At 45.5% G+C, this 22,150-nt stretch carries 14 protein-coding genes and 1 tRNA gene; 3 read left to right on the forward strand and 12 right to left on the reverse strand.

The window, feature by feature from the left end; genetic code table 11:
* Window positions 1-2: 2 nt before the first annotated feature.
* From HB364_RS21085 to HB364_RS21095, 3 genes are read right to left on the reverse strand one after another with little or no spacing between them, the layout of a single operon-like run.
* Window positions 3-1,838 (reverse strand): ATP-binding protein, encoded by a 1,836-nt coding sequence (locus HB364_RS21085; RefSeq protein WP_167290299.1) that lies wholly within the window; start codon window positions 1,836-1,838, stop codon window positions 3-5.
* An 11-nt stretch (window positions 1,839-1,849) separates the two neighbouring features.
* Window positions 1,850-3,136 carry a DNA double-strand break repair nuclease NurA gene (locus HB364_RS21090; protein ID WP_167290300.1) on the reverse strand — a complete coding sequence of 429 codons (1,287 nt, stop codon included), beginning with the start codon at window positions 3,134-3,136 and terminating at the stop codon, window positions 1,850-1,852.
* Between the two features lies 1 nt (window position 3,137).
* Entirely contained in the window at window positions 3,138-3,347 is a 210-nt protein-coding gene (locus tag HB364_RS21095) for a helix-turn-helix transcriptional regulator (RefSeq protein ID WP_167290301.1), read from the reverse strand.
* A 162-nt stretch (window positions 3,348-3,509) separates the two neighbouring features.
* On the opposite strand from HB364_RS21095, the gene HB364_RS21100 reads away from it, so the two are divergent.
* Entirely contained in the window at window positions 3,510-4,007 is a 498-nt protein-coding gene (locus HB364_RS21100) for a hypothetical protein (protein WP_167290302.1), read from the forward strand.
* Between the two features lie 14 nt (window positions 4,008-4,021).
* Here the strand turns inward: HB364_RS21100 and HB364_RS21105 are convergent, their stop codons facing one another.
* From HB364_RS21105 to HB364_RS21120, 3 genes are all read right to left on the reverse strand, one after another.
* On the reverse strand, window positions 4,022-4,288 hold the full coding sequence (locus tag HB364_RS21105; RefSeq protein WP_167290303.1) for a hypothetical protein: 267 nt from the start codon (window positions 4,286-4,288) through the stop codon (window positions 4,022-4,024).
* A 131-nt stretch (window positions 4,289-4,419) separates the two neighbouring features.
* Complete coding sequence (locus tag HB364_RS21110; protein WP_167290304.1) at window positions 4,420-5,649, reverse strand: hypothetical protein; 1,230 nt, start codon at window positions 5,647-5,649, stop codon at window positions 4,420-4,422.
* A 544-nt stretch (window positions 5,650-6,193) separates the two neighbouring features.
* Window positions 6,194-6,267 (reverse strand) — tRNA-Asp (locus HB364_RS21120).
* 391 nt (window positions 6,268-6,658) lie between these two features.
* Here HB364_RS21120 and HB364_RS21125 point away from each other — a divergent pair.
* A complete protein-coding gene (locus tag HB364_RS21125) occupies window positions 6,659-8,626 on the forward strand; it encodes a glycoside hydrolase family 97 protein (protein WP_167290306.1) in 1,968 nt (655 codons plus the stop codon).
* A 176-nt stretch (window positions 8,627-8,802) separates the two neighbouring features.
* Window positions 8,803-9,276, forward strand: a complete 474-nt coding sequence (locus tag HB364_RS21130; RefSeq protein ID WP_167290307.1) for a carboxymuconolactone decarboxylase family protein — start codon at window positions 8,803-8,805, stop codon at window positions 9,274-9,276.
* A gap of 14 nt (window positions 9,277-9,290) precedes the next feature.
* Here HB364_RS21130 and HB364_RS21135 read toward each other — a convergent pair whose 3' ends face one another.
* Genes HB364_RS21135 through HB364_RS21160 form a run of 6 tightly spaced genes read right to left on the reverse strand, consistent with a single transcriptional unit; the run spans window position 9,291 to window position 22,136 of the window.
* On the reverse strand, window positions 9,291-10,499 hold the full coding sequence (locus HB364_RS21135; RefSeq protein ID WP_167290308.1) for a sensor histidine kinase: 1,209 nt from the start codon (window positions 10,497-10,499) through the stop codon (window positions 9,291-9,293).
* A gap of 23 nt (window positions 10,500-10,522) precedes the next feature.
* On the reverse strand, window positions 10,523-10,945 hold the full coding sequence (locus HB364_RS21140) for a secondary thiamine-phosphate synthase enzyme YjbQ (RefSeq protein WP_167290309.1): 423 nt from the start codon (window positions 10,943-10,945) through the stop codon (window positions 10,523-10,525).
* A 30-nt stretch (window positions 10,946-10,975) separates the two neighbouring features.
* Window positions 10,976-12,217, reverse strand: a complete 1,242-nt coding sequence (locus HB364_RS21145; RefSeq protein ID WP_167290310.1) for an ATP-binding protein — start codon at window positions 12,215-12,217, stop codon at window positions 10,976-10,978.
* A 5-nt stretch (window positions 12,218-12,222) separates the two neighbouring features.
* Window positions 12,223-17,016 carry an eCIS core domain-containing protein gene (locus tag HB364_RS21150; RefSeq protein WP_167290311.1) on the reverse strand — a complete coding sequence of 1,598 codons (4,794 nt, stop codon included), beginning with the start codon at window positions 17,014-17,016 and terminating at the stop codon, window positions 12,223-12,225.
* A gap of 3 nt (window positions 17,017-17,019) precedes the next feature.
* Window positions 17,020-18,279: a contractile injection system tape measure protein gene (locus HB364_RS21155; protein ID WP_167290312.1), complete on the reverse strand. Its 1,260-nt coding sequence runs from the start codon at window positions 18,277-18,279 to the stop codon at window positions 17,020-17,022.
* On the reverse strand, window positions 18,276-22,136 hold the full coding sequence (locus tag HB364_RS21160) for a carboxypeptidase-like regulatory domain-containing protein (RefSeq protein ID WP_167290313.1): 3,861 nt from the start codon (window positions 22,134-22,136) through the stop codon (window positions 18,276-18,278). The genes HB364_RS21155 and HB364_RS21160 overlap by 4 nt, the downstream gene beginning before the upstream one ends.
* Window positions 22,137-22,150 lie beyond the last annotated feature (14 nt).

Genomic DNA, 22,150 nt, shown 5'->3' on the forward strand with positions numbered 1-22,150 from the left:
ATCTATTTTTCTTTTAAAGCCATTTGCAACCTCTTCTGTCTAAAAATATCCATTGAGGAGTGAGGAATGGGGGGAGCAACACTATGAACTCTTACCCAATCTGGAGTTCCATTAAATGGACTTTGTATCCAAAACTGTCCCTGACTGAAGCTATTGGCTACATAAGCTAATTCTTTATCAAGAAAGGCATATTGCGCATTTTTCGGATTGATTTTCATTACCACTCTAGTGGGGCATTGTTCCGGCACAATTGGATGCAAATCTTGAGGATTTTGAGTACTTAGTACAAGATTTAACCTAAATTTCCGCCCTTCTCGTGCCAGCTTCTCAAAATTCGATCTCAATCTGCTAAATACTTCTGCGCTTCCATTTGATCCACTTGAATTTGTAGCTGGAATGATCTGATGAGCTTCGTCGAAAAATACATATGTATCTTGCATATGTTTCTTTTTTTTATACAACCAGCTTACAAGTTGCATTTCCCACATTAATCGTTCATCTTGATTTAAATGATCCAAATAAAGAATTGTTGTCCCGTCAAAGTCAAAATCATCCAGTGGGTTCTTTTCCTCCTGCAAACCTGTAGGATCCATATCGAAATACTCTTCTAAACTACGTAACGCCCTTTTACTTGCTTCAAATGTGCTCCGATAATAGGAAATGCCATTCGTAGGGATCGTAATTTGAGGAGTTGTATTTCTTGCAAGCAATCTTGAAATCGCAGTCTGCAACCTAGATAAAGAAGCTGGCTCTCCGCTGGATTTCAATCCATCTGCGATATCCTCAATTAACAACGCCGCTTGTTCTGAGCTAGTTCTAAAAAGATACTCAGCGTCCCTTGGCGAATCTAAGTCTTGAAAGCGTAAACTAATCCTACGAACATCTACTGATCTTTTTTGTGCCAATTTAATAAGAGAAGCTACCTCCGAATCCGCATACGGATCACGAGTCATTGGTACAATTAATCTGAACTTGCCAAATAGCTGTTTTGCTTGCTCATAAACTTTTTCATCGATTTCAGGTTGCCATCCTGAAGGCTGAATATGATCTACAAAATCCCAAAAAAGTAGTTGCGAAATATCACCTTGTACATCAGTAAGAATTATTTTGTTTTTACTATCATGCTTCCGTATCTCATATGCTAGATTTTTTAGAAAAACAGTCTTCCCTGATCCACTTTCACCCACAATGAAGATGTGCTTATTGTCTAATCTGTCAATATCCCATTTATACTCAATAAACTCTCTATCATTCCATCCATACGGTTTATTTCCAAACCCAATCATGCCAAGATTAAGCCCCTTGTCTTTTACTCTTAAGATGTCTTTTAAGGTAGGAGATGGATCATCATCTTCATGCTTTAGTTTTGGGAAAAAAAGCCTACTATGACCGGAAGGTGGCCTTTGAACAGCAGAATCTACAAACTCCCCAGGTTTTCCAGCAATAGGAGACAATTCTCTTGTTAAAGCCACCTGTATTACCATCGGCTGGTGGGTGTGGGGTCCATTGATTTCCTCAAGTGGCACAGTAGGATCCATAAGGTTATCCTCCTGATAAAGCATGCTTGTCCTTTCTGGATTAAAGGGTGAAACAGCCTTCAAACCTATAATCCTACCTGCATACCAAAAATCTTTATAATCATTAGTGACAATACCTTCTGTCTTTCTATCCCTGATCAATATCGAAGCCCCTAAAGCCAATTGTGGCATCTTTTCTGGGTCATTTATTACATATTCAGCTAGAGCTCCTTTTTCATCAATAGAAAACGGAGTATTAATATCGTGATATGGTTTAGCAACTTCCAGCATATGTGATTTCGTTTCGCTGTTTTGTGACATTTTAAAGAATTTTAGAATTCGACTAACCCAAGCTTCTTCTTATCGAATGCGGCTTTCATTTGTTGCTCGATTAACGTACGGTCATGATCTAATATACATCTTTCAGATGCAGCAGCAATTACTAATGGTTTATCTCCTCCTAACTCAAACTGCCAGATTGCTGCTGATATTGCAAATTCAACTTGCTGTTTGTTTTCCTGCCACATAAATTTGGGGATTTCGATCCTTACAAAACTGTAAGGTTTAGCCCTTTTATGATAGTAGCAGGTAAGAGGTTTCAATCCTTCAAAGCCTTCCTTTTCAATAATCTGTTGCCTAGTCTTTTCGACGTACTCTATTAGTGGAGTACGGTATCCAGGTTTCAGTATTTTCTTTAGAAGCAAGACATCTGTACCAAAGGAATTAATGACTCTACCTGTAATATGCTGGTTTGGGAAATATTTCTCTATAAGATGAGGATATGCATTTAAAGTATTAATTAACACTCTAGAGTCAGTTATCTTTGACGACAATGCAATAAAAGTTTTCTTTTTGTTTGACCACCCCAATAATTTCTGTAACCCATTTTGGATATCTGAAACTTTACTACTGTTTGAAAAGAGTGCCCCATCCTTTATACAGACCAAAGGACTTTTATCTGCAACCTCAAAATCATCAATTGAAAGAAGTTCGAGTGAATGTTGGAACTTAACCGCTAAACCTAGAGATTGAGAACTTGGAGCCTTTTTAAATTTTTCGTAATTGTATTTGAAAATAAAAGCCTGACCCTTACTTTTTAAGAGATGATCATAAATTGGACTATCTGAAGAATTAATTAATTCATTATAAGTGTGCAAAGTGTATGCACTATCAAAGATATTGTTGTCTAATACTAAGATTGCAGACGCATCTCTACTTTTTGTATAGAAGTATGGTTTATCAAAACCCTTGGTATATTTAAAGTTTACAATCGATGATCGTGCGAGAATTAAATGAAATGACGTTGTTAAGATTCTATTATTAGCACCGGTAATTCCTATTATATTTAAACCATCCAACTCGTTTGATCCAGGAAATTTCACTTCCTTAATTTCTGGAGATTCTATAACCTTTATTAGATTCGCATCAATCATTGTATCATCTTCCTCATCTTCGCCATAAATATCTTGATCAATTGATTCCAACTCCTCATCTGATACCGAAGAAAAAGGCAAATCAATCGGCCCCCGTGGAGGAAGCGAATCGTATTTTTCGCCGTCAACTAAGCTATCCAATATGCCAGTAAAAGCGCTTAAAATATCCTTTTCCAAAGCATTCATTTTATTTTTTTGATGACCATAAAAGATCCTTTACATCCACTCCTAGAACGTTGGCAACATCCAATAATGTCTCTAAAGATGGTTGCATTTCGTTATTACACCATCGAGAAACAGTTGTTGGATTTTTTTTCATTTTTTCAGCCAACCATTTATTAGTCAAGCCTTTTTCCGCAAGCACCACGCGAAGCCTGTTTATTTCGTTTTTTGTCATGATTTTAGCGTAATACGCAAATATATATACAAATTTCATCTAAATACGAACAAATTAGATCAATTTTAAATGAGTTATGGAATTTCAAAGAATTGACATTGACTTCTTCAGTTTTTCAACTTTTTAAGCTGCCTGATTGTAATTGCATCAAATACTTATCATATGGATCGACTGGATTTGAGGAAGTTGATATCGGCTATAACTTTCAACCAACCATTGTATACCAACTACATTGCGGAGCAATTTGCCAACCAGCACCAACAAAACCATCAACAATTCCCTTTTTGGCCCTTCCAGGCTACCCGGCGGAAAATGGCTGCCCATTACTGGTTCCGGCAAGTACTCTCCAATTTTGGGATTATCCTAACGGTTGGATTATTGATTACTATACCGTTTTACACGGATTGGCGAGAGGTATTACCTTCTGTTTTTATGGGTGGTTTAGGGAGCTTCCTAACGCTAACAGGGTTTATCTATTTACCGGCATTTTATTCCAATTTTATGCCCAAACTAGATACGAGTGGCGGAGAAGGAAATCCTATTAAGCCAGGTAGAATCGGCCAAAAAGTGCAAACGGACGCAGTTTCCCATCCCGACTTTGACCATTATTTTTTACGTTTTCTCAAAAATGGGTCAGTTTCCACTACCAGCAGTCAATAACCAATCGGCCGAACTTATGAATCAATTGTTTGGTTCAGATAAGGACAAACTAAAACAAAACCTTTCCCGCCTTTATAAATATCCAGTTTTTTTTTCGGTGAAAGACCGGGCGGAAATACTAAAGGGCAGCAAGATCTTTTTTGAGGCACTAAATTCCCCTTCTGTTCTACAGGTTTTAAACCAGCTTGAACCGAAATTGCAAAGAGCCTGACGGTCCACTTTTTCATTTTACCCTGAACTCCTCTACTTCTAAGTACACTTAGCTTGTTCCTGCCTTCCATTTTAGGTAGGTTGCCAGTCTAAACGTTATGTATATGCAAGATTTAGTGAAGAACGGTACTACCTTATTTGAAATAATAATGTTAGTTTAACTTAAACTACTTTCGTTCAAATATTTTCAGTGGCATAAGCCCTACCACTCCATATCAGAATAAAGCTGGTAATGAAGCTTTTTGTTTCTTGCGGCTTGATATGCGTCCTTATACCTTTTTATGAATTCATTCTTTGATTCACAATTCCTCGCAAATTCAATTATTCGTTCATAATTCCAGAAGTTATTGGGTTTCTTCAAATATGCCATATGTGCACACACCATTTGTAATATACCTTTCTGCATGGCAGCGTTATAAGCACTTCCATAATTATTTTCAAAATCAACTCTTGATTTACAATCTCTAGCAACCATTAAAATGTTTTCTTCAGTCCAATGTTTGTAAGGTTTCCTTTTCCCTTTAAAATGACTGCAGCAATCATCCAGCCAACCATTTTTGAGAGCAGCTCCATAGGCCGAGGCATGCTTAGAATAGAATTCTTTTCGTGACGCGCATGTCTTAGCTGCCTTTAAGCAGTTGCCTTTTGTCCACAATATAATATTGCCACCGACAGCACCAGGTTTCATTCTATTCAATATAGTCCAACCATTAATTGAATACTGTTTAACCCATTCATTTTCTTTTTCCGCGGCCTCACGTACAGGCAAAAAATCTGTTTTTATTATGAGGGTAGGGATAAGACCGGATTTATTGCGATACATTGTGACTGCGTCAGTCTGAGAACTAATTCTGTGTTTTTCACGATTTTTCATATCGAAAGTAAGTCCTACATAGACATATTTATCTGAAAATTCATATGCATACACTAGTTTATTCTGGGCATTACCGATCCTACGCATATGCACGCAAATATCATCCATTACTCCCATACTTTGCGCGGCTGTGTAAGCTCCTGGAGATCCTTTACAAAACTCTATTCGTGATTCATATTTCATGGCTTCTAATATCAAATTAATACCTTCGCGCCAAAAGCCTTTTGTTTTTCGTTTCGAAACCATATGAGTACACACTTCATCTAGCCAACCTTTGTCTTGAGCGGCTTGATAAGCGGCGGAACCATTTTTGAAAAAATCAAAACGGTTTCTATGTTTTAGAGCTTCAACTCTACACAATTTTTTGGTCCAATATCCTTTAGGTTTCTGCTTTTCTTCCATATGGGCAACACAACGATCGAAGCAACCAAGAATTTTGGCAGCCCTATGTGCATTTCTTTCATTCTCGAAAAAATCAGATTTAGTTTTGTGTTTTGCTGCTATCTGAATTAGCTCGACTTCAGTATAAGAATTTACAGATCTACGCTTTTTCTTCATACATATATGTTAAATTATTACCCCGCACTAACCTCATTCATCACGGGCCAACCAGAGTTCTTTTATTTTTTGCGCTGCTTCTTCGGGTGAAATCCGAATATATTTATAAAAATCTTTAGTTCGTTTGTACCCGCTAATCTTCATAATTGTCGCCCGAGTTCCTTGTTTAGTTGAGCGGCATTACCAAAGGGGGGTAATTTTTCGGAAACACATCGTTGTTTTGGTTCCAATAATTTGGAGGGATTTTGATTCCCGTATGCAGCAGTGTTCTGTTAGGTGCTTTGTAACAGTACTGGATAAACACAGTCGCCGTTCCATCTTCATGAACTCTTTCGCACGACAAGTGAGGGAAATTGGTAGCACCATTCCTTGACATTTTTGCGGCCTCGCATCGGATAATCCTGCAGGTCGATTTGAGGTCGTTGAAACAAATTGCCAAAGCTGAAATAAAGGAGGGAAGAACGAGCTGGTGCTTTTTCAATCCCTTGAAAGTAAAGCCCTATAAAAACAAAAAAGGTCCATCATTGCTGATGAACCTTAGATGCGGACCGGACGGGACTCGAACCCGCGACCTCCGCCGTGACAGGGCGGCATTCTAACCAACTGAACTACCGATCCAATATGTTGAGCGAATTGATCGCTGAAGAACTTCTTTTGTACCCGGTAAGGGAGTTGAACCCGCATCACCGTCCCAAACTGCAAACCCCTCGTAACCAATCCCTTCTGCTCACCGTTTTATCGTTTTTGGGATGGCAAAGATAGCAGTTTTTTTATTCGAACCAACAAAAAAATCATATTTCTGAAACTTTTCTTCCCAGCCCCATGACCACCGGGATCTTCCCAATAAATCCCCACCAGGCATCCGGTTCTCATGTCCAGCCATAAGCGCCCTACCGGCTACCCCAAACAAGTGCAAATACGCCCATTCCTGGTTAAAATCCCTTTAAGGCCTTTCTGCCAGACCTCGTAATTTGGCGACTGGTAATTTCAAATAGCCAGCCTTTAGTTTATGAGAAAATTCATGTGTCTTTTTATAGCAGCTTGCCTTTGTCTATACACTGTACAGGCGGCCGACCACGAACTCCGCTCTCCCGATGGTAATATCATCATCAGGGTCAGTTCGGGCAGCACCATTCAATGGAGCGTGCTGTTTAAGAATGAAACGATTCTTTCCCCCTCCGGCATTTCCATTACGCTCGATGGGAAGAAATTCCCGGCCCACAAAACACACCTGCTCAGGCAATTCACCACTGTCCACCAGGATTCTATCTTCTCCATCGTGCCGGTAAAGAACTCCTGGATACCCGATACCTACAAAGAACTGAAGCTGTTATTTACCGGCGGCATTACGCTCGTTTTCCGGGCCTACAACAATGGCGTTGCCTACCGCTTTGAGCTGGGTAGAAAAGAGCCTTCCCTGAAAGTAGACGCCGAAGAAGTAAATTTTAACCTCGATCCCAACAACCTGGCCTGGTGGCCCGAAGAGAACAACCCGGAATTCATCTCCCATTATGAAGCGCTGTTTAACAAAAAGAAGCTGGATACGATTCCCCAGCACAAATATGCTTACCTGCCCCTGTACCAGTCCACACCCGGCGGCACAAAACTGGTCATTACCGAAAGTGACCTCTACGATTATCCCAACCTCTTCCTCTTTCCAAAAGGAGGCGGAAAGCTGGAAGGCAAATTCCCGCCCGCTGTATTAAAAAGCTATGTGGCGCCACGGACCGACCGCAGGGAGGTACTGGCTGAAAAAGCATCCTATATTGCTGATACGAAAGGTACCAGGACCTTGCCCTGGCGACTGATCATGATCGCGCCCGACGATGTATCGCTGCTCTCCAATGAATTGGTTTTTCAATTGGCTACGCCTGCGGATAAAGGGAATTACGATTGGATAAAACCCGGCAAAGTGGCCTGGGATTGGTACAATGCCAACAACCTCTTCGGGGTGAATTTTGAATCGGGTATCAACAACCAGACCTACAAATACTATATTGATTTTGCTGCCCGCTTTGGATTGGAATACGTGATCCTCGATGAAGGCTGGTCGCGCACGACCACCGATGTGAGTGCGCCCCGCAAAGAAATTGATGTGCCCGAACTGGTAAAGTACGGAGCGGCTAAAGGAGTAGGTATCATCTTATGGAGCCTGTGGCGCCCCATAGACGAAAAAACGGATTCGCTATTGGACCGGTTTGTAGCATGGGGCGTAAAAGGGATCAAAGTCGATTTCATACAAAGAGCCGATCAATACACCGTTAATTATTATGAAAGGGTGGCCAAAGCCTGTATGGCAAGGAAACTGCTGGTAGATTTCCATGGCGCCTACAAACCTTCCGGCCTCAACCGGAAATATCCAAACGTGATCAACTACGAAGGCGTGAAAGGACTGGAAAACAACAAATGGGCCGATTATATAACGCCGGAGCACAACCTGACCTTGCCCTTCACCAGGATGATGGCTGGTCCGATGGATTACACGCCCGGCGCCATGCGCAACTCCGTTAAAAAAGAATTTCAGGTTTCCTTCAACCAACCGGTAAGTCGCGGCACACGCGCACACCAGGCTGCTATGTATGTACTATATGAAAGCCCCCTTCAGATGCTGGCGGAAACGCCTTCGCTCTACCTGCAGGATACAGCCTTCACCCGGTTTATTGCCGGCATACCCACTACCTGGAACCGGAGCATTCCCTTGCAGGGTAAGATCGGTACGTATGCTGCGGTGGCCAGGCAGCAGGGCGAAAAATGGTACATAGGTGCTATGACCGATTGGGAGGAAAGAACACTCGAAGCTAAACTCGATTTTCTCCCTGAAGGCAACTACAGGATGGATATACTTACCGACGGTGTGAATGCCGCCAAATATGCCGTTGACTATAAACTGGAGACCAGGCAGGTAAAAAAAGGAGATATACTAAACATGAAAATGGCTTCCGGCGGCGGATGGGTCGCTATTCTCTCCCCACTATAAAAAGAACATCGTTTTTTCCCTATTAAGTAAGGCCCTGAAGCAATTCAGGGCTTTTTGTATGTTTAATACCCTGGCCTACAAATATTTTAAAAAAAGTGGAGACTCCCTGTCCAATTCTGTTCGGCCCGGTCATTATTCAGGTGTAGTTCAACATTGTTCAATAAAAAACATACAAAATGGAACAGCGAATCAATTTTTATCAAAAAGGCCCGGGCGCCACAAAAGTATTATTTGGATTAAGCATGTACCTGGCGAAGTCATCAGTAGAACAATCTCTCTTAAGGCTCATCAATGTCAGGGTATCACAGATCAATGGCTGTGTATTCTGCCTGAATGCGGATACGGCAGAGCTACGCGCCCATGGCGAAACCGAACAACGGTTATACCTGTTGAATGCCTGGCGCGAAGCGCCTTTTTATACCGACCGGGAGCGGGCGGCACTGGCCTGGGCAGAAGCGGTGACCAATGTCAGGGAAGGCCATGTGCCCGATGAAGTATACGAGGAGGTAAGTCAACAATTTTCGGAGGAAGAACTTATTGACCTCACACTAGCTGTTACTACTGTCAATACCTACAACCGCATGAACATTTCTTTCCGCACACCAGTCACCGATTCCAAACCCTGGGAAAAAACAGTAGCGGTAAAATAACCGGATGGCATAAATCAAAAGGAAGGCAAGGTAAAAAAGAAGGAGGCTCCTTCGCCTGGTTTTCCTTCGGCCCATATTTGTCCGCCATGGCGGTGAACGATACGCTGCACGGTAGCCAGGCCGATACCGTTACCGTTAAATTCCTCAGCGGTATGCAGGCGCTGGAACACAGCAAACAATTTGTCGTAATACTGCATGTTAAAGCCTGCGCCATTGTCTTTTACGTGGTATACGTTTCCTTTGCCATTATTGTGGTTACCGATCTCGATAACAGCTTTTTCTTTATGGCCGGTATATTTTACGGCATTGGTGATCAGGTTTTCCCATACCTGTTTGATGAGTGATGGATCGCCCTTGGCGTCCGGCATCTCTCCGATATGGAATTCAATGTTGCGCTCTTTTTCAGGTATTTTCAATGTGTCGACAATGTCTGTAACCATTGTCTTCATGGGGATGGTGGTTTTGGCCAGCTCTTTCTTGTCGGTCTTAAAAAACGTGAGCAGGTGATCAATCAGCAGGCCCATATCGGTAGCGCCTTTGATGATCTTATTGGTTATTCTCCGCCCTTCGTCGCTAAGATTGCCAACGTGATCTTCCTGCAGGATCTCCGTATAGCTCCTGATGGCCCTGAGTGGTGCGCGCAGGTCATGGGAAACGGAATAGGAGAAGGCTTCCAGTTCTTTATTGATGGCTTCCAGTTGTAAGGTGCGCTCCTTCACCCGCTGTTCCAGTTCTGCATACACGTTTACATTTTCCATGGTAACAGCGGTAATATCGGCCAGGGATTGCAGGAGCCATACTTCGTCTTCTGTTGGTTGCCGCTGCACGGCCCAATAGTTGCCAATAGCACCGATAGGGTCAATGGTCCTGATGGGGACCATAGCCAGGCTTTTTACAAAGGTGGGGCGGTAGGCATCGGCGGGAATGCGGCTGTCGGCATAGATATCTTCGATCACGGCCGGCTGGCGATTGAGCATGGCCCATCCGCTGATGCAGATATCCATGGGAAAACGGCTTCCTTTCCAAAGGGGGCTGATGGCATCCTCCTCGGCATAATAGCAGAGATCGCCATCCCTCAGTACAAAAGTAGCTCCGTCAGCGCCGGTCAGTTTCCGGGCGGCTGTCCGCACGATCTTCATGACAGTATCAAGATCGCGGGCGAGCGATAGTTCCTGTACGGTAGTAACGAGCAGTTTTACACTTTCGGGAGAAGGACTTTTCATAGTAGTATAAAATTTTACGCGTGTTATTCGCCCCAGGCGGTGATCACCAGTCTTCTGTTGCCGCCATGATTGCGGTGCTCACACAAATAAATGCCCTGCCAGGTGCCTAAGGCAAGTTCCCCACTATGAATGGGTATCAACACCGAACTGCCCAGTAAAGCGGCTTTTAAATGAGCAGGCATATCATCCGGACCTTCATCGTTATGCACATAATCCGGGTCATTTTCCGGTACGGCCTTATTGAACCAGGTCTCAAAATCTTTCCGCACCGTAGGGTCGGCATTTTCATTGATCGTCAGCGAGGCGGAGGTATGCTGAATAAATACCTGGCACATGCCTGTTTTCAGTTGTGCTATCTGCGGTAACGCCCTCTCCACCTCATTCGTAATCAAATGAAATCCTCTCGGTCTTTCCCGTAAGGCTACTATTTGCTGGAATAATTTCATGCTGTAAAGTACGGTATAACGCCGGAAACGTTACAAACTCGTCAACCTGTTTTCCTTGCGGAGCTCCCGGATGATGCCTTCTTTGATCAGGGGGAATGCAATGGGCGTTTTCTGGTAGTTGGCTTTTAAGAGGGCATAGTGTACAATGTTTGTAATGCCGCCGCCGCTTAACTCTGTTTTCGTGATCTCGTCCCATTCAGTGCTGTTGATATGGACGGCATGGCCGGGCAGTTCGGAGAACAGCTTTTCCCAGATGGCGCGGCGCTGTTGCCGGTCGGGCATAGGGAACTCGGCAATGATGTGGAACCGGCGTAAAAAGGCGGTATCTATATTTTCTTTGAGGTTGGTAGAGATGATGATAATGCCGGGATAATCTTCTATCCGCTGTAATAGATAAGCCACTTCCTGGTTGGCATAACGGTCATTGGAAGAGTTGACGGAAGTCCTTTTGCCAAACAAGGCGTCCCCTTCATCAAAAAACAGTATCCAATGCTTATGCTCGGCGGCTTCAAAGATCTTTGACAGGTTCTTCTCCGTTTCACCAATGTATTTGGATACGATCTGCGAGAGGTCAATCCGGTAAATGGGCTTGCCCAGTTCCCGGGCGATGATTGCCGCTGTTTGTGTTTTACCCGTGCCACTCTTCCCAAAGAAAATCACCTTCAGTCCCTGCTTAATGCGTTTGGTAAAGGCCACACTACCATTGGCATGCTCATTAAAATATTCCCAGTGCTTTATTTCTTCAATACTCCGGGTGACGGGCTCTGTCAGCACCAGGTCATCCAATGATAACTGCGATTCAATAAAGCCGCCCAGCATCAGGTTGCTGAACCGTTGTTCATATACCAGTGCATAATCCTGGGCATGCTTCCTGAAGTAGGAGCTGAATACCAGCCGGCCCGATAAAAAGGGTTCGCCCGGCAGGGCTGCTTCAATATTGAGCAGGGCGGAGGGGGCCGATAAGTATTGCGGGATGCTTTGAATAAAGTGGATCCGTTTATCGGTATCATTGCCGCAACAAAAGTACATCCAGGTTTCACCGGTAGGCATAATGCCCCGGTGCTGGGTGCCGCGTACACCACCCACCAATGGAAAATCACCCTCGGCGCCGAATTCCTGTTTGATAATCGTATCTAACAGATCAGATTGTACAATAGGGATCAGGCAGAGGGTAATGCCGATGGCCTCAAATTCATTGGCTTCGGTAAACAGGCCCGGGAAGCGGGCCAGCATCTTTTGTTGAAAAGCTTCAAATATAGACTGCTCACTCATATTGGTTAAAAGAATTCATTATGCTTAATAGAAATATCACCAGTCAATGATATGCCTGCCGTACCCCATTTTTGCCGGTTATTGACATCATTGGGCGTTGGATTGGAAATGCCGGAAAAATTCAGTTGATTCATTTTATAAGATACATTGGTTGGTAACTGTGTACTTGGCGGCAACTTATTTTTCAGTAAAGATTGACCGTTATCCTGGGTATCATTAGGAGCACCATACGTTACCGTTACGATCAATTCAATTACATTATTGGAATGTACCAGCCTTTTGCCTTCCTTTTCAAATCCGGTCAGCATCTGCGCATTGGCCTTTTTGGGAATAGGGGCCAGGTTCTTAGTGTGATCACCGGTGCCAAATAACTCATGATTGATCAAATGCCCGCGTACAAGTTTATGGTCGCCTTTCTTCGCACGCACAATAGCTGCGATGCTTTTTGAAAGCGGGGAATTGGCGCTTTCGGTAGGCTGACTTCCAACCTCATCCGAATCCAGTGATATAAATGTTGCCTCGGCTTTTATGCCGTCGGGTATACCTGGCTGATAAGTGATCTTGGTCTTGGGAATAATATTCTTATTGCCTTTTAATGGCAGCGTGCGTAAAATAGAAGCTATCTTCTGCAAATGATCTTTTAATACTGCTCCATCTTTTGGGCTAAACCCTTCATCGGCGCCGGTGTATTTTCCGCCGCTTTCTTTTACGGTTTTACCTATCAGGGTTACGATCGCTCCGTGCAGGGTAAAGGCGTTATCTACCGAATCGCCATGTTTTTTCCTTTCCTCTGCAGTTGGTAGTGCTTTAATCTCACCACGCACTTCTGTCAGATAATTGCCGAGGGTCTTACTCACACTCTCTCTGTATAACTCCGTGCCTTTAAATTTCAGAGTGTGCGTTTCACCGCTTTCATCAGTATATTTATTAAACAGGCCGCCCAGGAAACCTTTTATTTTACCCAATACATCTTTCGCTTTCTCTTTGATCTTCTCCTTCTTATCATCTACCCATTTCTTGCCCTTCTTTATTTTGTCGTCTACTTTATCGAGGAATTTAAAAATACCCAGCTTGGTCATCACCCCTTTCAGCTTCTCCATCATCTTCGTGATGGCTTTATTAATGGGGTCTTTGATCTTCTTCTGGATAATATCATTGATCTTCTTGCCGATCTTACCCAGGCCCAGGATGGCTGCCAGGAAAGTGATAGCCAGTCCTAAGAACTTCGCCAGTATGTTCTCGATCATGGAACTTACTTTGGATACATTGCCGGCCAATATCTCCCCGAAGGTATCAATAATGCCGGTGATGATATTCACGATCTGGCGGGCCTTGGCAAAAAGCGTCCGCAGGAAATCGATCAGTGATTTAACGGCCGAGATAAACCCGGCGCCGGGTATCAGCATGGATACCACCTTGATCACCGCCACTTCCACGATGGTTACGATAATAAAGGATTTGGCCTCTTCCAGCAGTTTTTCCTTCAGGTCGTTGAACTGCTCCTTGATAAACTCCCACAGTCCGGCTACGCCATCCTTTTTAATAATAGTGAACACCTGCAGTATCTTATCGCCCGCTTTTACGCCCAGGTCGGCCCCCTTTTCCAGCATCGTCACATACTTTTCACCGATTACCTTTTTCGCGATCTCTTTGATATTAGTAACGGTCAGGCCCAATATCTGCAGGATAATGCTCAGGATGCCTTTAAAGTCAAACTTATCGGGCAGCACGATCCCTGCTTCTCCCATTTCACCGGTGATCCATTCCAGGGCGCCCTGTAACAAGTGCTTGCCAATGTTCTTTACAAAATTATTAAAGCCTTCGGTAGCCCCCTTTACCAGGTTGTCGAAGAACTTAAGTGGTGCTTTAATAATACGCTTGCCATACTCAGCGGCCCGCTCCAATGCCTTTTTCAGATCAGCCAGTAATTGGATGATCTCCTTAATAGCATCTACAATAGCATCCAGGGCTTTCTCCAGCCAGCTCTTGCGGGAGTCCATGATCTTTTTGAACTCTTCTTCCCGCGCCATCACCCCATCGGCGTATTTCTTGGCAAGACCATTCGTGAGGGCCTGTTGTTTTTCATTGACACTTTCCTGCAGGGTGGTGAATTTATCCAATACCGCCTGGGCAGCTTGCGTACCCATATCTTGCAAGGCGGGTTCCAGCCCCTGTACAAACACCAGTACGGCTTTTTTAGCTTCCTCTATTTCTGCTGTAATGCCATTGAGGGTATTGGCTATTTTCGTGGTCAGCGGGTTTAAGGCGTTGGATAATCCCCGCGTGTACTTATCCGTTTCATCCTTGAATACTTTCCTTACCCGCTTTTTATAATTGGCATTGTCAAACGTTTTGGAAAGGAATTCACTAACAAACTCATCATCCAGCGCCTGGTTTACACTTTCCTTGAAGTCTTCATTGGCCTTGAGCATAATGGCGTCAAACTCTTGGTTCACACTCTTGTCCAGGGCTTCCAGCTTGGTATTGACCGATGTCTCGGCATCGGTGTACATCTTTTCTATCTTGTTGGCAATCTCTTTGCGTTTTTCTTCTTCAGTGTTTTTGGTAGCGCCTTTTACCGTATTTACATTGCCAAATTCACCTTCCCGCACATCATGTATCTTGTCTACCCGCGAATTGATCAGGGCACGGGCATTCTTTTTATCCTTTTCCAGTTTTGCGTTTTCAATAGCGCGGTAATCTTCTTTGAGGTTGGCGGCCTGGGACTGGCTGCCTTTTTTTTCATCCAGGGCAGTGGTAAACTTCTCTTCATTCGATTCTTCGAGCTGTTGTTCATCCACGTCGTTCTCTGCCATCTTTTTGTCGATCTTGTCCGAGTCTTCTTCGAGGGTAATCCTTTCATCGGCAACAGGTTTGGCGACCGACTTATCCGTATCTGGTATCTTTTTATCCGGTCCTGCATCTTCTACAATGACTTCGGTTGATTCGCGGGCCGGTGCACTGCTTTTATCAGGTGGTGTTTTATGGGCCTCAGTAATAGAGCCTACTGATTCCTGTTTCTTTTGATCGATGTTGTCTCTGCTTTCTTTTTTTATCTTCTTTACGTCTCCATCGCCTACGGAGGGCGGGTCGTCAGGTGTGGCATTGTCGCCCTTTTCTTTCAGGATGCGCTCTACTTCATCGAGGATGCTTTTCTTCAGCTCCTCTGCATTGAATTTGGCAGGGGCGGGCAGTGCCTGTACTTTAAGTGCCTGGGCCTGGCTTAGTTGTTCATTCTCCGGCGATAGGGCGCTAGATCGTGCTTCGGCGGCTTTTTGTTCGGCAGGGTCGTGCGTCTTCTCTTTTTCGGCATTCCTTTCGAGCGAACCCTGCAACTCACCGTAGGCTACATCCTGCGCCATGATCTCTTTGGGGTTCAGGGGGCTTTCTTCTACCGGCTCTTCTCCTTCTTTCTTTTCTTCGCCCTCCGCCTTGGGTATATCCAGCGTAAGCGGTTTGAGCGAAGTGTCGTATTGATTGACCGAAGTATCGGCAGGGGCTATACCAGTGGAAGCAGACGAGGCGGCAGGAGTTTCTCCCAGGTTCTCTTTTAACCGTTCATCCAGCTTAAAATCCTTCTCATCTGTCAGCTCAACGCCTTTGAAGAAAGGATTTATATAAAAATCCCAGTAACCATAGGGGTCTGTTTTTACCTGTATCTGTCCACCCGTGTGGTTGCTGCCGGCTGTATTACCATTGATGGTTACCACCTTTACACTGGCCAGTTCTTTGTCATCCGTTACCTTATCCGGTATCGTTCTTACCACCAGCGCATGGTGGTTATAGCCGTTCTTGATCACAATATCACCGGGGCGGGGCAGGTAGTAACCTTTCTTGTAGGCGTTAGCAGCGGTGAAATTGGGCTTGCCCACTTCCCAGGGCGGTGGATGAATACCGCTTTTGTGCAAGGCCCAGAATGCGAAAATACCGCACCAACTGGGCAACAGGTCCACCTCACGTTCTACCTTCGTTACATGCTCTCCTTTTTCATTCACCTTCACCTTCGTTGCTGCTCCTTTCACTACAAACTTGATCACATCTTCCCAGAATAACCCCGGCTTCAGTTCCGACTTGTTTTTTACGATCCTGTCGTCGCCAAATGTTGTGCGGAAGTACTCTACCAGGAACTGCCAGCCCACACGCGTTTTATCATCATTCAGTGCATTGGAGTTCACCTTTCCTTGTTCACCCACGGCAATCTTGGCGGCCCGTTCCAAAGCCATTTGCTGGTAAGGCGTGCGGTCATTCATTTCGGTGAGCGGTTTCAGTTGCACTTCAATATTGTCATATTGCTCGCCGGGCTCTATGGTATGGAAAAGCTCATGGGCCAGCAGCGACAATCCTTCCGGCGTGCCTGGCTGGAATACATCAGTATTAAAGAAGATCTGATCACCGCTGGTAAGGGCGGCGGCATTGTGCTCTTTGGCAATCTTTGTGCTGAGGGGATCGGCATAGAGCCGTACCTCTGTGAAATCCTCTCCCAGGTGTAATTTAAAGGCGGCTATGAGTGTAGCAGGTACCGGAAAACTGTCCAGCCCGTTTACCTCCCGGGCCTTATTGGCTTTCTTTGGTTTGGGCGGGCGCTTCAGAGCGGTGCTGGCTTGCTGGTAGGCCTGAACGATAGCGGGCGTGCTGACTGCCCGCTGTGCAAAATCGCCTGCTTTGCTTTCTTCCTTATTGACGCGTTTGGCAGCGTTGGCAGGAGTGCCATTGCTCTTAATAAATGTATCTTTTTTGCCCCGCTGCAGGAAGGGCTTCTTTGCTTTGGTAGTAGCTGGTATGGTAGCGGCTGTTTTCATGGGTCAATACCATTCCGTGATAAGGTGGTAAGGCATCCAGGGAAGCCGGTAATTCCTGAAGCCCCAGGGAATGCTGTTGAGTAAAATATCCACGCCCGATTCTTCTACCTGCAAGGTATAAGTGTCTCCTTTTTTGATCAGTTTGCCCTGCCGCTGCAGGAAGGTTTCGCGGAAGCCTTCTACCGAAGTATGCTGCAATACCTTCCAGTGGTCAATCACCGCCTGCAATAGTTCATTACCTTCTGTTTGTAAGGAAGCGGGCAGTTCCTCTTCCCATTCAATATAGGTAGATAGTTCCACGCCGCACAATAGTTTGGGAAGCACCAGGGCTGCTTCGTCGCCGGTAGAGGCGCCGGTTGCCAGGAAGTACAAAGCCTGTACCGCTCTTATCTGTGCGGCCTCCTCCACAAAGGCATCATCTTTTATGAGCTGGCCATTCTCAAAGAAGCGTTTAATATAGGGGAATAACAATACCAGTCCGGCGCAGGGGCACTCAATGAAAATATCCGTTACAGGACCTTCTTTGCGGTCGGGTATTGTTTGTTCCGGCTTATCCTTATGGGGCGGCAAAGCGTCGGCGGGCGTGCTGCTTTCCGGGCGCAATAATGTTTCCAGCAGTCTGGCTTTCTCTTTGGCAGGCAGGGCCTGGTTGGTTACGGCTATCTTTGACAGCAAGGTGTAAGTGGCAGCCGGGGTTGTTTTTAATTGTTGTAATATAATCCCATAAGCCTGTACAGCATCGGCGGCAGGCAGATCCAATAAGACTTCTATAAAAAGGGTGGCCAGTGCTGCGGTATGCTGGTTAAATAATCTTTGCCATACAGGCAGTGAAATCTCCTTGTTGATAACCCGTAATAGTATGGCCGGTAATTGTGCTGCATGTGATAACAGGTAGGCCTCAATAGCCTTTCTGTCGGTAAGGAGGGCGGCTTTTTCAAAACAGCCATGCTGTAAATAGAATAACCATTGCTGTACGAGCAGTGCCAGCGTATCGGGAGCTGGTTGCTCCTTTTGGATGGCGGCTGCTATTGTTGACTGCCATTCCGCATCGGTCAGGTTCCAGGGAAAGTCCGCAATCTCGATCATCACTTTTTCGATGTACAGGATATCATCTCCGGGGTGTAATTGTTCCAGGTGGTTATTGAGTAAATCCGGCAAACTATGCTTTGCCCAATGTTTGGCAGTGGCCTGGTGCCTGCCTGCCTCCGTATAATCGGTGGCAGGCAGTACCAGGCTTACTGTATGTACTACGTGATCACTCAAAGTTTGAATATTTTACTTACTGCTTCTGCATCGGCCTGGGGTAGCAGCAGGCAATAATAATTTTCCACCCGCAACTCTGTGAGCCTTGCTATGGCTGTAAATTCCTTCCGCTTCGCGATCAGGCTCTTCATTTGCGCCGCGGTCAATGCCAGCGTAGCGGTGACGAACTCCTTATCAGTGATGGCATCCGGTTGTTTCAGCAAGGTGGTGTCTACTACCAGTATAGCGGCTTTCACGGTGGCGAAGTTGGGAATGGTGAAGGGCTTCACCTTGCTAAACAGTTTCCTCAGGTCAAACTGCCCTTCCGATGTAACAATGCCTTCGCCAATATCTGTTTCCTGGTTCAGCGCGATCTCTTTGCCATTGATGAGCACGGTCTTGATCTTGCCGATGCCTCCTTCTGCCGGGTAGGTGAATCCTGCCACGGTATTCAACGGCCTTTCTTTATCATTCACTGTACCGTCTACAAATACTTTGTTCACTTCCTCGCCCGGTTTGATCTGCTGCGTCACTGTCTTTTGGTTATACACTACCGTCACCGTAGCGGGCTTGGTAATATCCATTCTTTCTTTTGTTATAAACAACCCTTTGGCCAGGTTGGAAGTATCTACCTCCATATCAGGATCCGTTACCTTGATGGCATTAAACAGGGAAGGAATATAGGAGGGGTCGCCGACGATCTGTATCCGGAAGAAGTCCACCTCTGTTAATTGTATCACGATCTGCTGGTCTTTATCACCAATGATCACTTCAAACTGTTTGTCTTCAAACCGGTTGTCTGTCACTTCAAATTTGTAGCTCTTCTTAGGCTCGTCGTTGATCGCCAGCACACCTTTCACGGCAGTGAGGGTTTCCTTGGTATCAATATTCTGCAGGGTGATGTCTTTGGTAACGGGCTGTTGCAACTGGTTGCGGAAGTTGAGCGTGGTAGTGAACTTAGCCGCCTGTACAGGGGCCAGTACAATATCTACCGTTAGCGGTTTATCGGCCACCGGCACATCCTTCTCAAAAGGCGTAAATCCCTGTACCTTACACACGATCTTCACCGTGGTGTTCTCGGTTACCAGCGCATTGTAAAATCCTTCTTTATCGGTAAGTACCGTAGCGTTGCCCACCAGCAAGCTGGTTTCAATGGGCTTTCCGGTATTGTCCTTCACAGTGCCGCTCAGCGTTAAGGTCTTATTCTCTATCAGGGTAAACTGGATGGGGCGTAAGTGTGAAGAAATAATATAGGGCAGGTAGAAGTCGGCCGTCACCTGGTTAGCGGCGTCGTACACCATGATGTAAGTGCCGCCTTTGGGCACACCGCAACCATGTGCCACGCCGGGATGCAGTTTTACAAACTTCTCCAGCAGGTTCTCCACGCCCAGACCGCCATTCCTTTTCTTGTTCTCTGCATCCAGTTGAATGATCTTGATCCAGTCATCATCAAATTGTATCCTGCCGGCATATTCCAGCATCTCGTTTTTGGTTACCTGGTACAATATTTCATCAGTCGTGATGGTAGTGACATAGATGGTCCTCAGGTAATCAACAAGCGCGTCGCTGGCAGGCAGCAGTTCATCTTCGAGGTTATTCCGGTATTTGGTGATGTCCAGTTCCAGGAAGTTCTCAGCGAGGTATTCTTCCTGCAGCTTAAGGGCGCAATAGAGGCGCAGGGCATACAGGAACAACAGCTTTTCCTGCTCGTTCTTTTGCATTTCTTTCGCTATGGCCAGCAGGTGTGTATAAAAGCTGATGTTGGAAGTATTCTTAAACTTATTACTGTTTTTAATGGTGTACACCAGGTTGCCCAGCGTATTAAAGAACAGGATGCCAATGATGCTGTAAACGGGTTGGTAGATGCCCCAGGTGGCGCTCACGTTCATATAATTAATGCCGGCGTTCTCCTGTTTCATATAGGAGCTGGCCACCGCCTTGTTCTGCGCAGCATAAGTTTCCAGCTCGGCATACTTGGCTTCCATGGTCACCGGCTGCGCTTTGTAATTGGTCGTAATATTGCTGGCCATGATGGCATCGTTCAATTCCAGTTCCAGCGGCTGCGCCAGTATGCTGATGTTTAGATTGCCCAGGAAGAAGAGGTACGATTTCTCCAGCGCGGCGGTCAGGATATTTTGTATGCCGGTAAACTTGCCGCTTTTGAATTGCAGTCCCCCGAGGTAACTTATATTCAGGCTGATCTGCTTCATCACTTCGGCGCGCACTACCTGGTACATGCTCGCGATGTCTTCATTGATCGTGAAGTTAAAGGAATGGCTGAAGGGCGCTTTTTCATTGAGACGCAACATCAATACCTCGAAAGCCAGTCCATGTTTCTTGCGCAACTGGAAAACGGTATTCAGGGCATTCACCGCCGGCTGGCCATACACGCCTTCAACGCGGAAGAAGGAATGGTTGCCCTGTAGGGAAGAAGGCAGGGTGTTGTACGGCAGCTTGGCAGAAGGCACCTGGTTCTCATTCACGCTGCCATATATGGTATTGTACTTGTTCAGGTTCACGTGACCGGCCTGGGCATTCCATACCGGGGCGACAGGTTGCTTCAGGTAATAAGGAATGGCCTGTACAGAGAGAGGATCGTATAGATCTCCGCCGGTAGTGATCCGGATGTCCTTTTTGTTGGGCAATGCTGCATCATCAAAATTAGCTGCCAGCGCCACCAGCCTGTTCAGGTAAACCGTGATCTTTTTACATACATCAGCCTGCTGGGTTTGCACCAGCCTCGATTGAAAGTAATGCCGGTAAATGGAATAGCCACTGGAAACAGGCGCGTCAAATTCTGTATTCTGGCTGGCGATAACGCCCAGTAAGATATGGTTGGGGAAAGCTGCCTCATGGGTAAAACACTTCGCCTTCAGGAGTTGCGCCTCAGCCTGCAATTCCTGGTAAGCCTTTACAAAACACCACAGGTAATCATATACGACTTCGGACAGGCTGGGCGATTGGTTGTTATTGCTCAATACGTTGGTGCTATTGATCTTTGCCACCAGTTGGTCAACGATGCTAACAGTGCCATTCACCACCGAACAGTAATTTTTCAGGTTGGTCAACGCCGGTTCAATAATGGTTTTATGGAGGACCAGCATATCCCTGAAGTCCTTGATGCAACGCGCATATTCCTGTACCAGTAGCTGCTCATCAAAAGGAGTATTCACCGATTTGTTGGAGAATACCGGCTTCAGGATATTGATATTGGGCAAATGCAGCCAGGGGAAAGCCAGTTTACTGATGGCATCTTCCGACTGGGTTTGAATATTGTATTCTGCATTCAGCAACAAGAGGGCATCTTCTTTACTGATCACCAGCACCTTGGTGGTAAAAAGGTATTTCTTCCCCCGTTCCTGGCAGTTATCGTCTTCGCAATCCTTCAGTTCCTTTTGTATGATCTCGGCAAACAGCACGGCTACTTTACCATTGAGGGCGTTGCCATCAATGAGTGGTGCATCGTTGTAGGTGTCTTCAAACAACTCCAGCACCTCGCCTTTAAAGCCCGGAAAGTAGAGCGATGGCACGTCCACTGACTTCGTGTAGTTCTCCGCCGTGGGGTCCAGGTCGGGCAAATAATGATAGGCCAGCTTTTCCTTGGCTTTCTGGGTGTAGGGCTTCGCTTTCGTATAGGTGGTGAAGGCCACGTCGTTGCTGAACAGCGTTACAATGTGTCCTGCACTTGTTACGCCGATGCCATTGGTTACCTGTACGGAATTATTCAGCAGCCGTACCTGCAGTCCTCCGATCAGCCCGCAGCCTGCTAAAAACCTTCTCGACTGGCGGGTTTGCGTATCCAGGTAACAAGCCATCCAGTTGAGCTCGTCACTTGTCAGCACTTGTCTGGATTCGAATTCCGGGAATATATTAATCATAGTCCATTTATTTA

Source organism: Paraflavitalea devenefica, from assembly GCF_011759375.1.
GTDB lineage: Bacteria > Bacteroidota > Bacteroidia > Chitinophagales > Chitinophagaceae > Paraflavitalea > Paraflavitalea devenefica.

What these genes read in the sequence shown, in the direction of transcription:
- HB364_RS21150 (WP_167290311.1), bottom strand. Translation starts at nt 17,016, where the DNA reads ATGAAAACAGCCGCTACCATACCAGCTACTACCAAAGCAAAGAAGCCC.
- HB364_RS21085 (WP_167290299.1), bottom strand. Translation starts at nt 1,838, where the DNA reads ATGTCACAAAACAGCGAAACGAAATCACATATGCTGGAAGTTGCTAAA.
- HB364_RS21125 (WP_167290306.1), top strand. Translation starts at nt 6,659, where the DNA reads ATGAGAAAATTCATGTGTCTTTTTATAGCAGCTTGCCTTTGTCTATAC.
- HB364_RS21110 (WP_167290304.1), bottom strand. Translation starts at nt 5,649, where the DNA reads ATGAAGAAAAAGCGTAGATCTGTAAATTCTTATACTGAAGTCGAGCTA.
- HB364_RS21130 (WP_167290307.1), top strand. Translation starts at nt 8,803, where the DNA reads ATGGAACAGCGAATCAATTTTTATCAAAAAGGCCCGGGCGCCACAAAA.
- HB364_RS21160 (WP_167290313.1), bottom strand. Translation starts at nt 22,136, where the DNA reads ATGATTAATATATTCCCGGAATTCGAATCCAGACAAGTGCTGACAAGT.
- HB364_RS21145 (WP_167290310.1), bottom strand. Translation starts at nt 12,217, where the DNA reads ATGAGTGAGCAGTCTATATTTGAAGCTTTTCAACAAAAGATGCTGGCC.
- HB364_RS21135 (WP_167290308.1), bottom strand. Translation starts at nt 10,499, where the DNA reads ATGAAAAGTCCTTCTCCCGAAAGTGTAAAACTGCTCGTTACTACCGTA.
- HB364_RS21090 (WP_167290300.1), bottom strand. Translation starts at nt 3,136, where the DNA reads ATGAATGCTTTGGAAAAGGATATTTTAAGCGCTTTTACTGGCATATTG.
- HB364_RS21105 (WP_167290303.1), bottom strand. Translation starts at nt 4,288, where the DNA reads ATGGAAGGCAGGAACAAGCTAAGTGTACTTAGAAGTAGAGGAGTTCAG.
- HB364_RS21095 (WP_167290301.1), bottom strand. Translation starts at nt 3,347, where the DNA reads ATGACAAAAAACGAAATAAACAGGCTTCGCGTGGTGCTTGCGGAAAAA.
- HB364_RS21100 (WP_167290302.1), top strand. Translation starts at nt 3,510, where the DNA reads ATGGATCGACTGGATTTGAGGAAGTTGATATCGGCTATAACTTTCAAC.
- HB364_RS21140 (WP_167290309.1), bottom strand. Translation starts at nt 10,945, where the DNA reads ATGAAATTATTCCAGCAAATAGTAGCCTTACGGGAAAGACCGAGAGGA.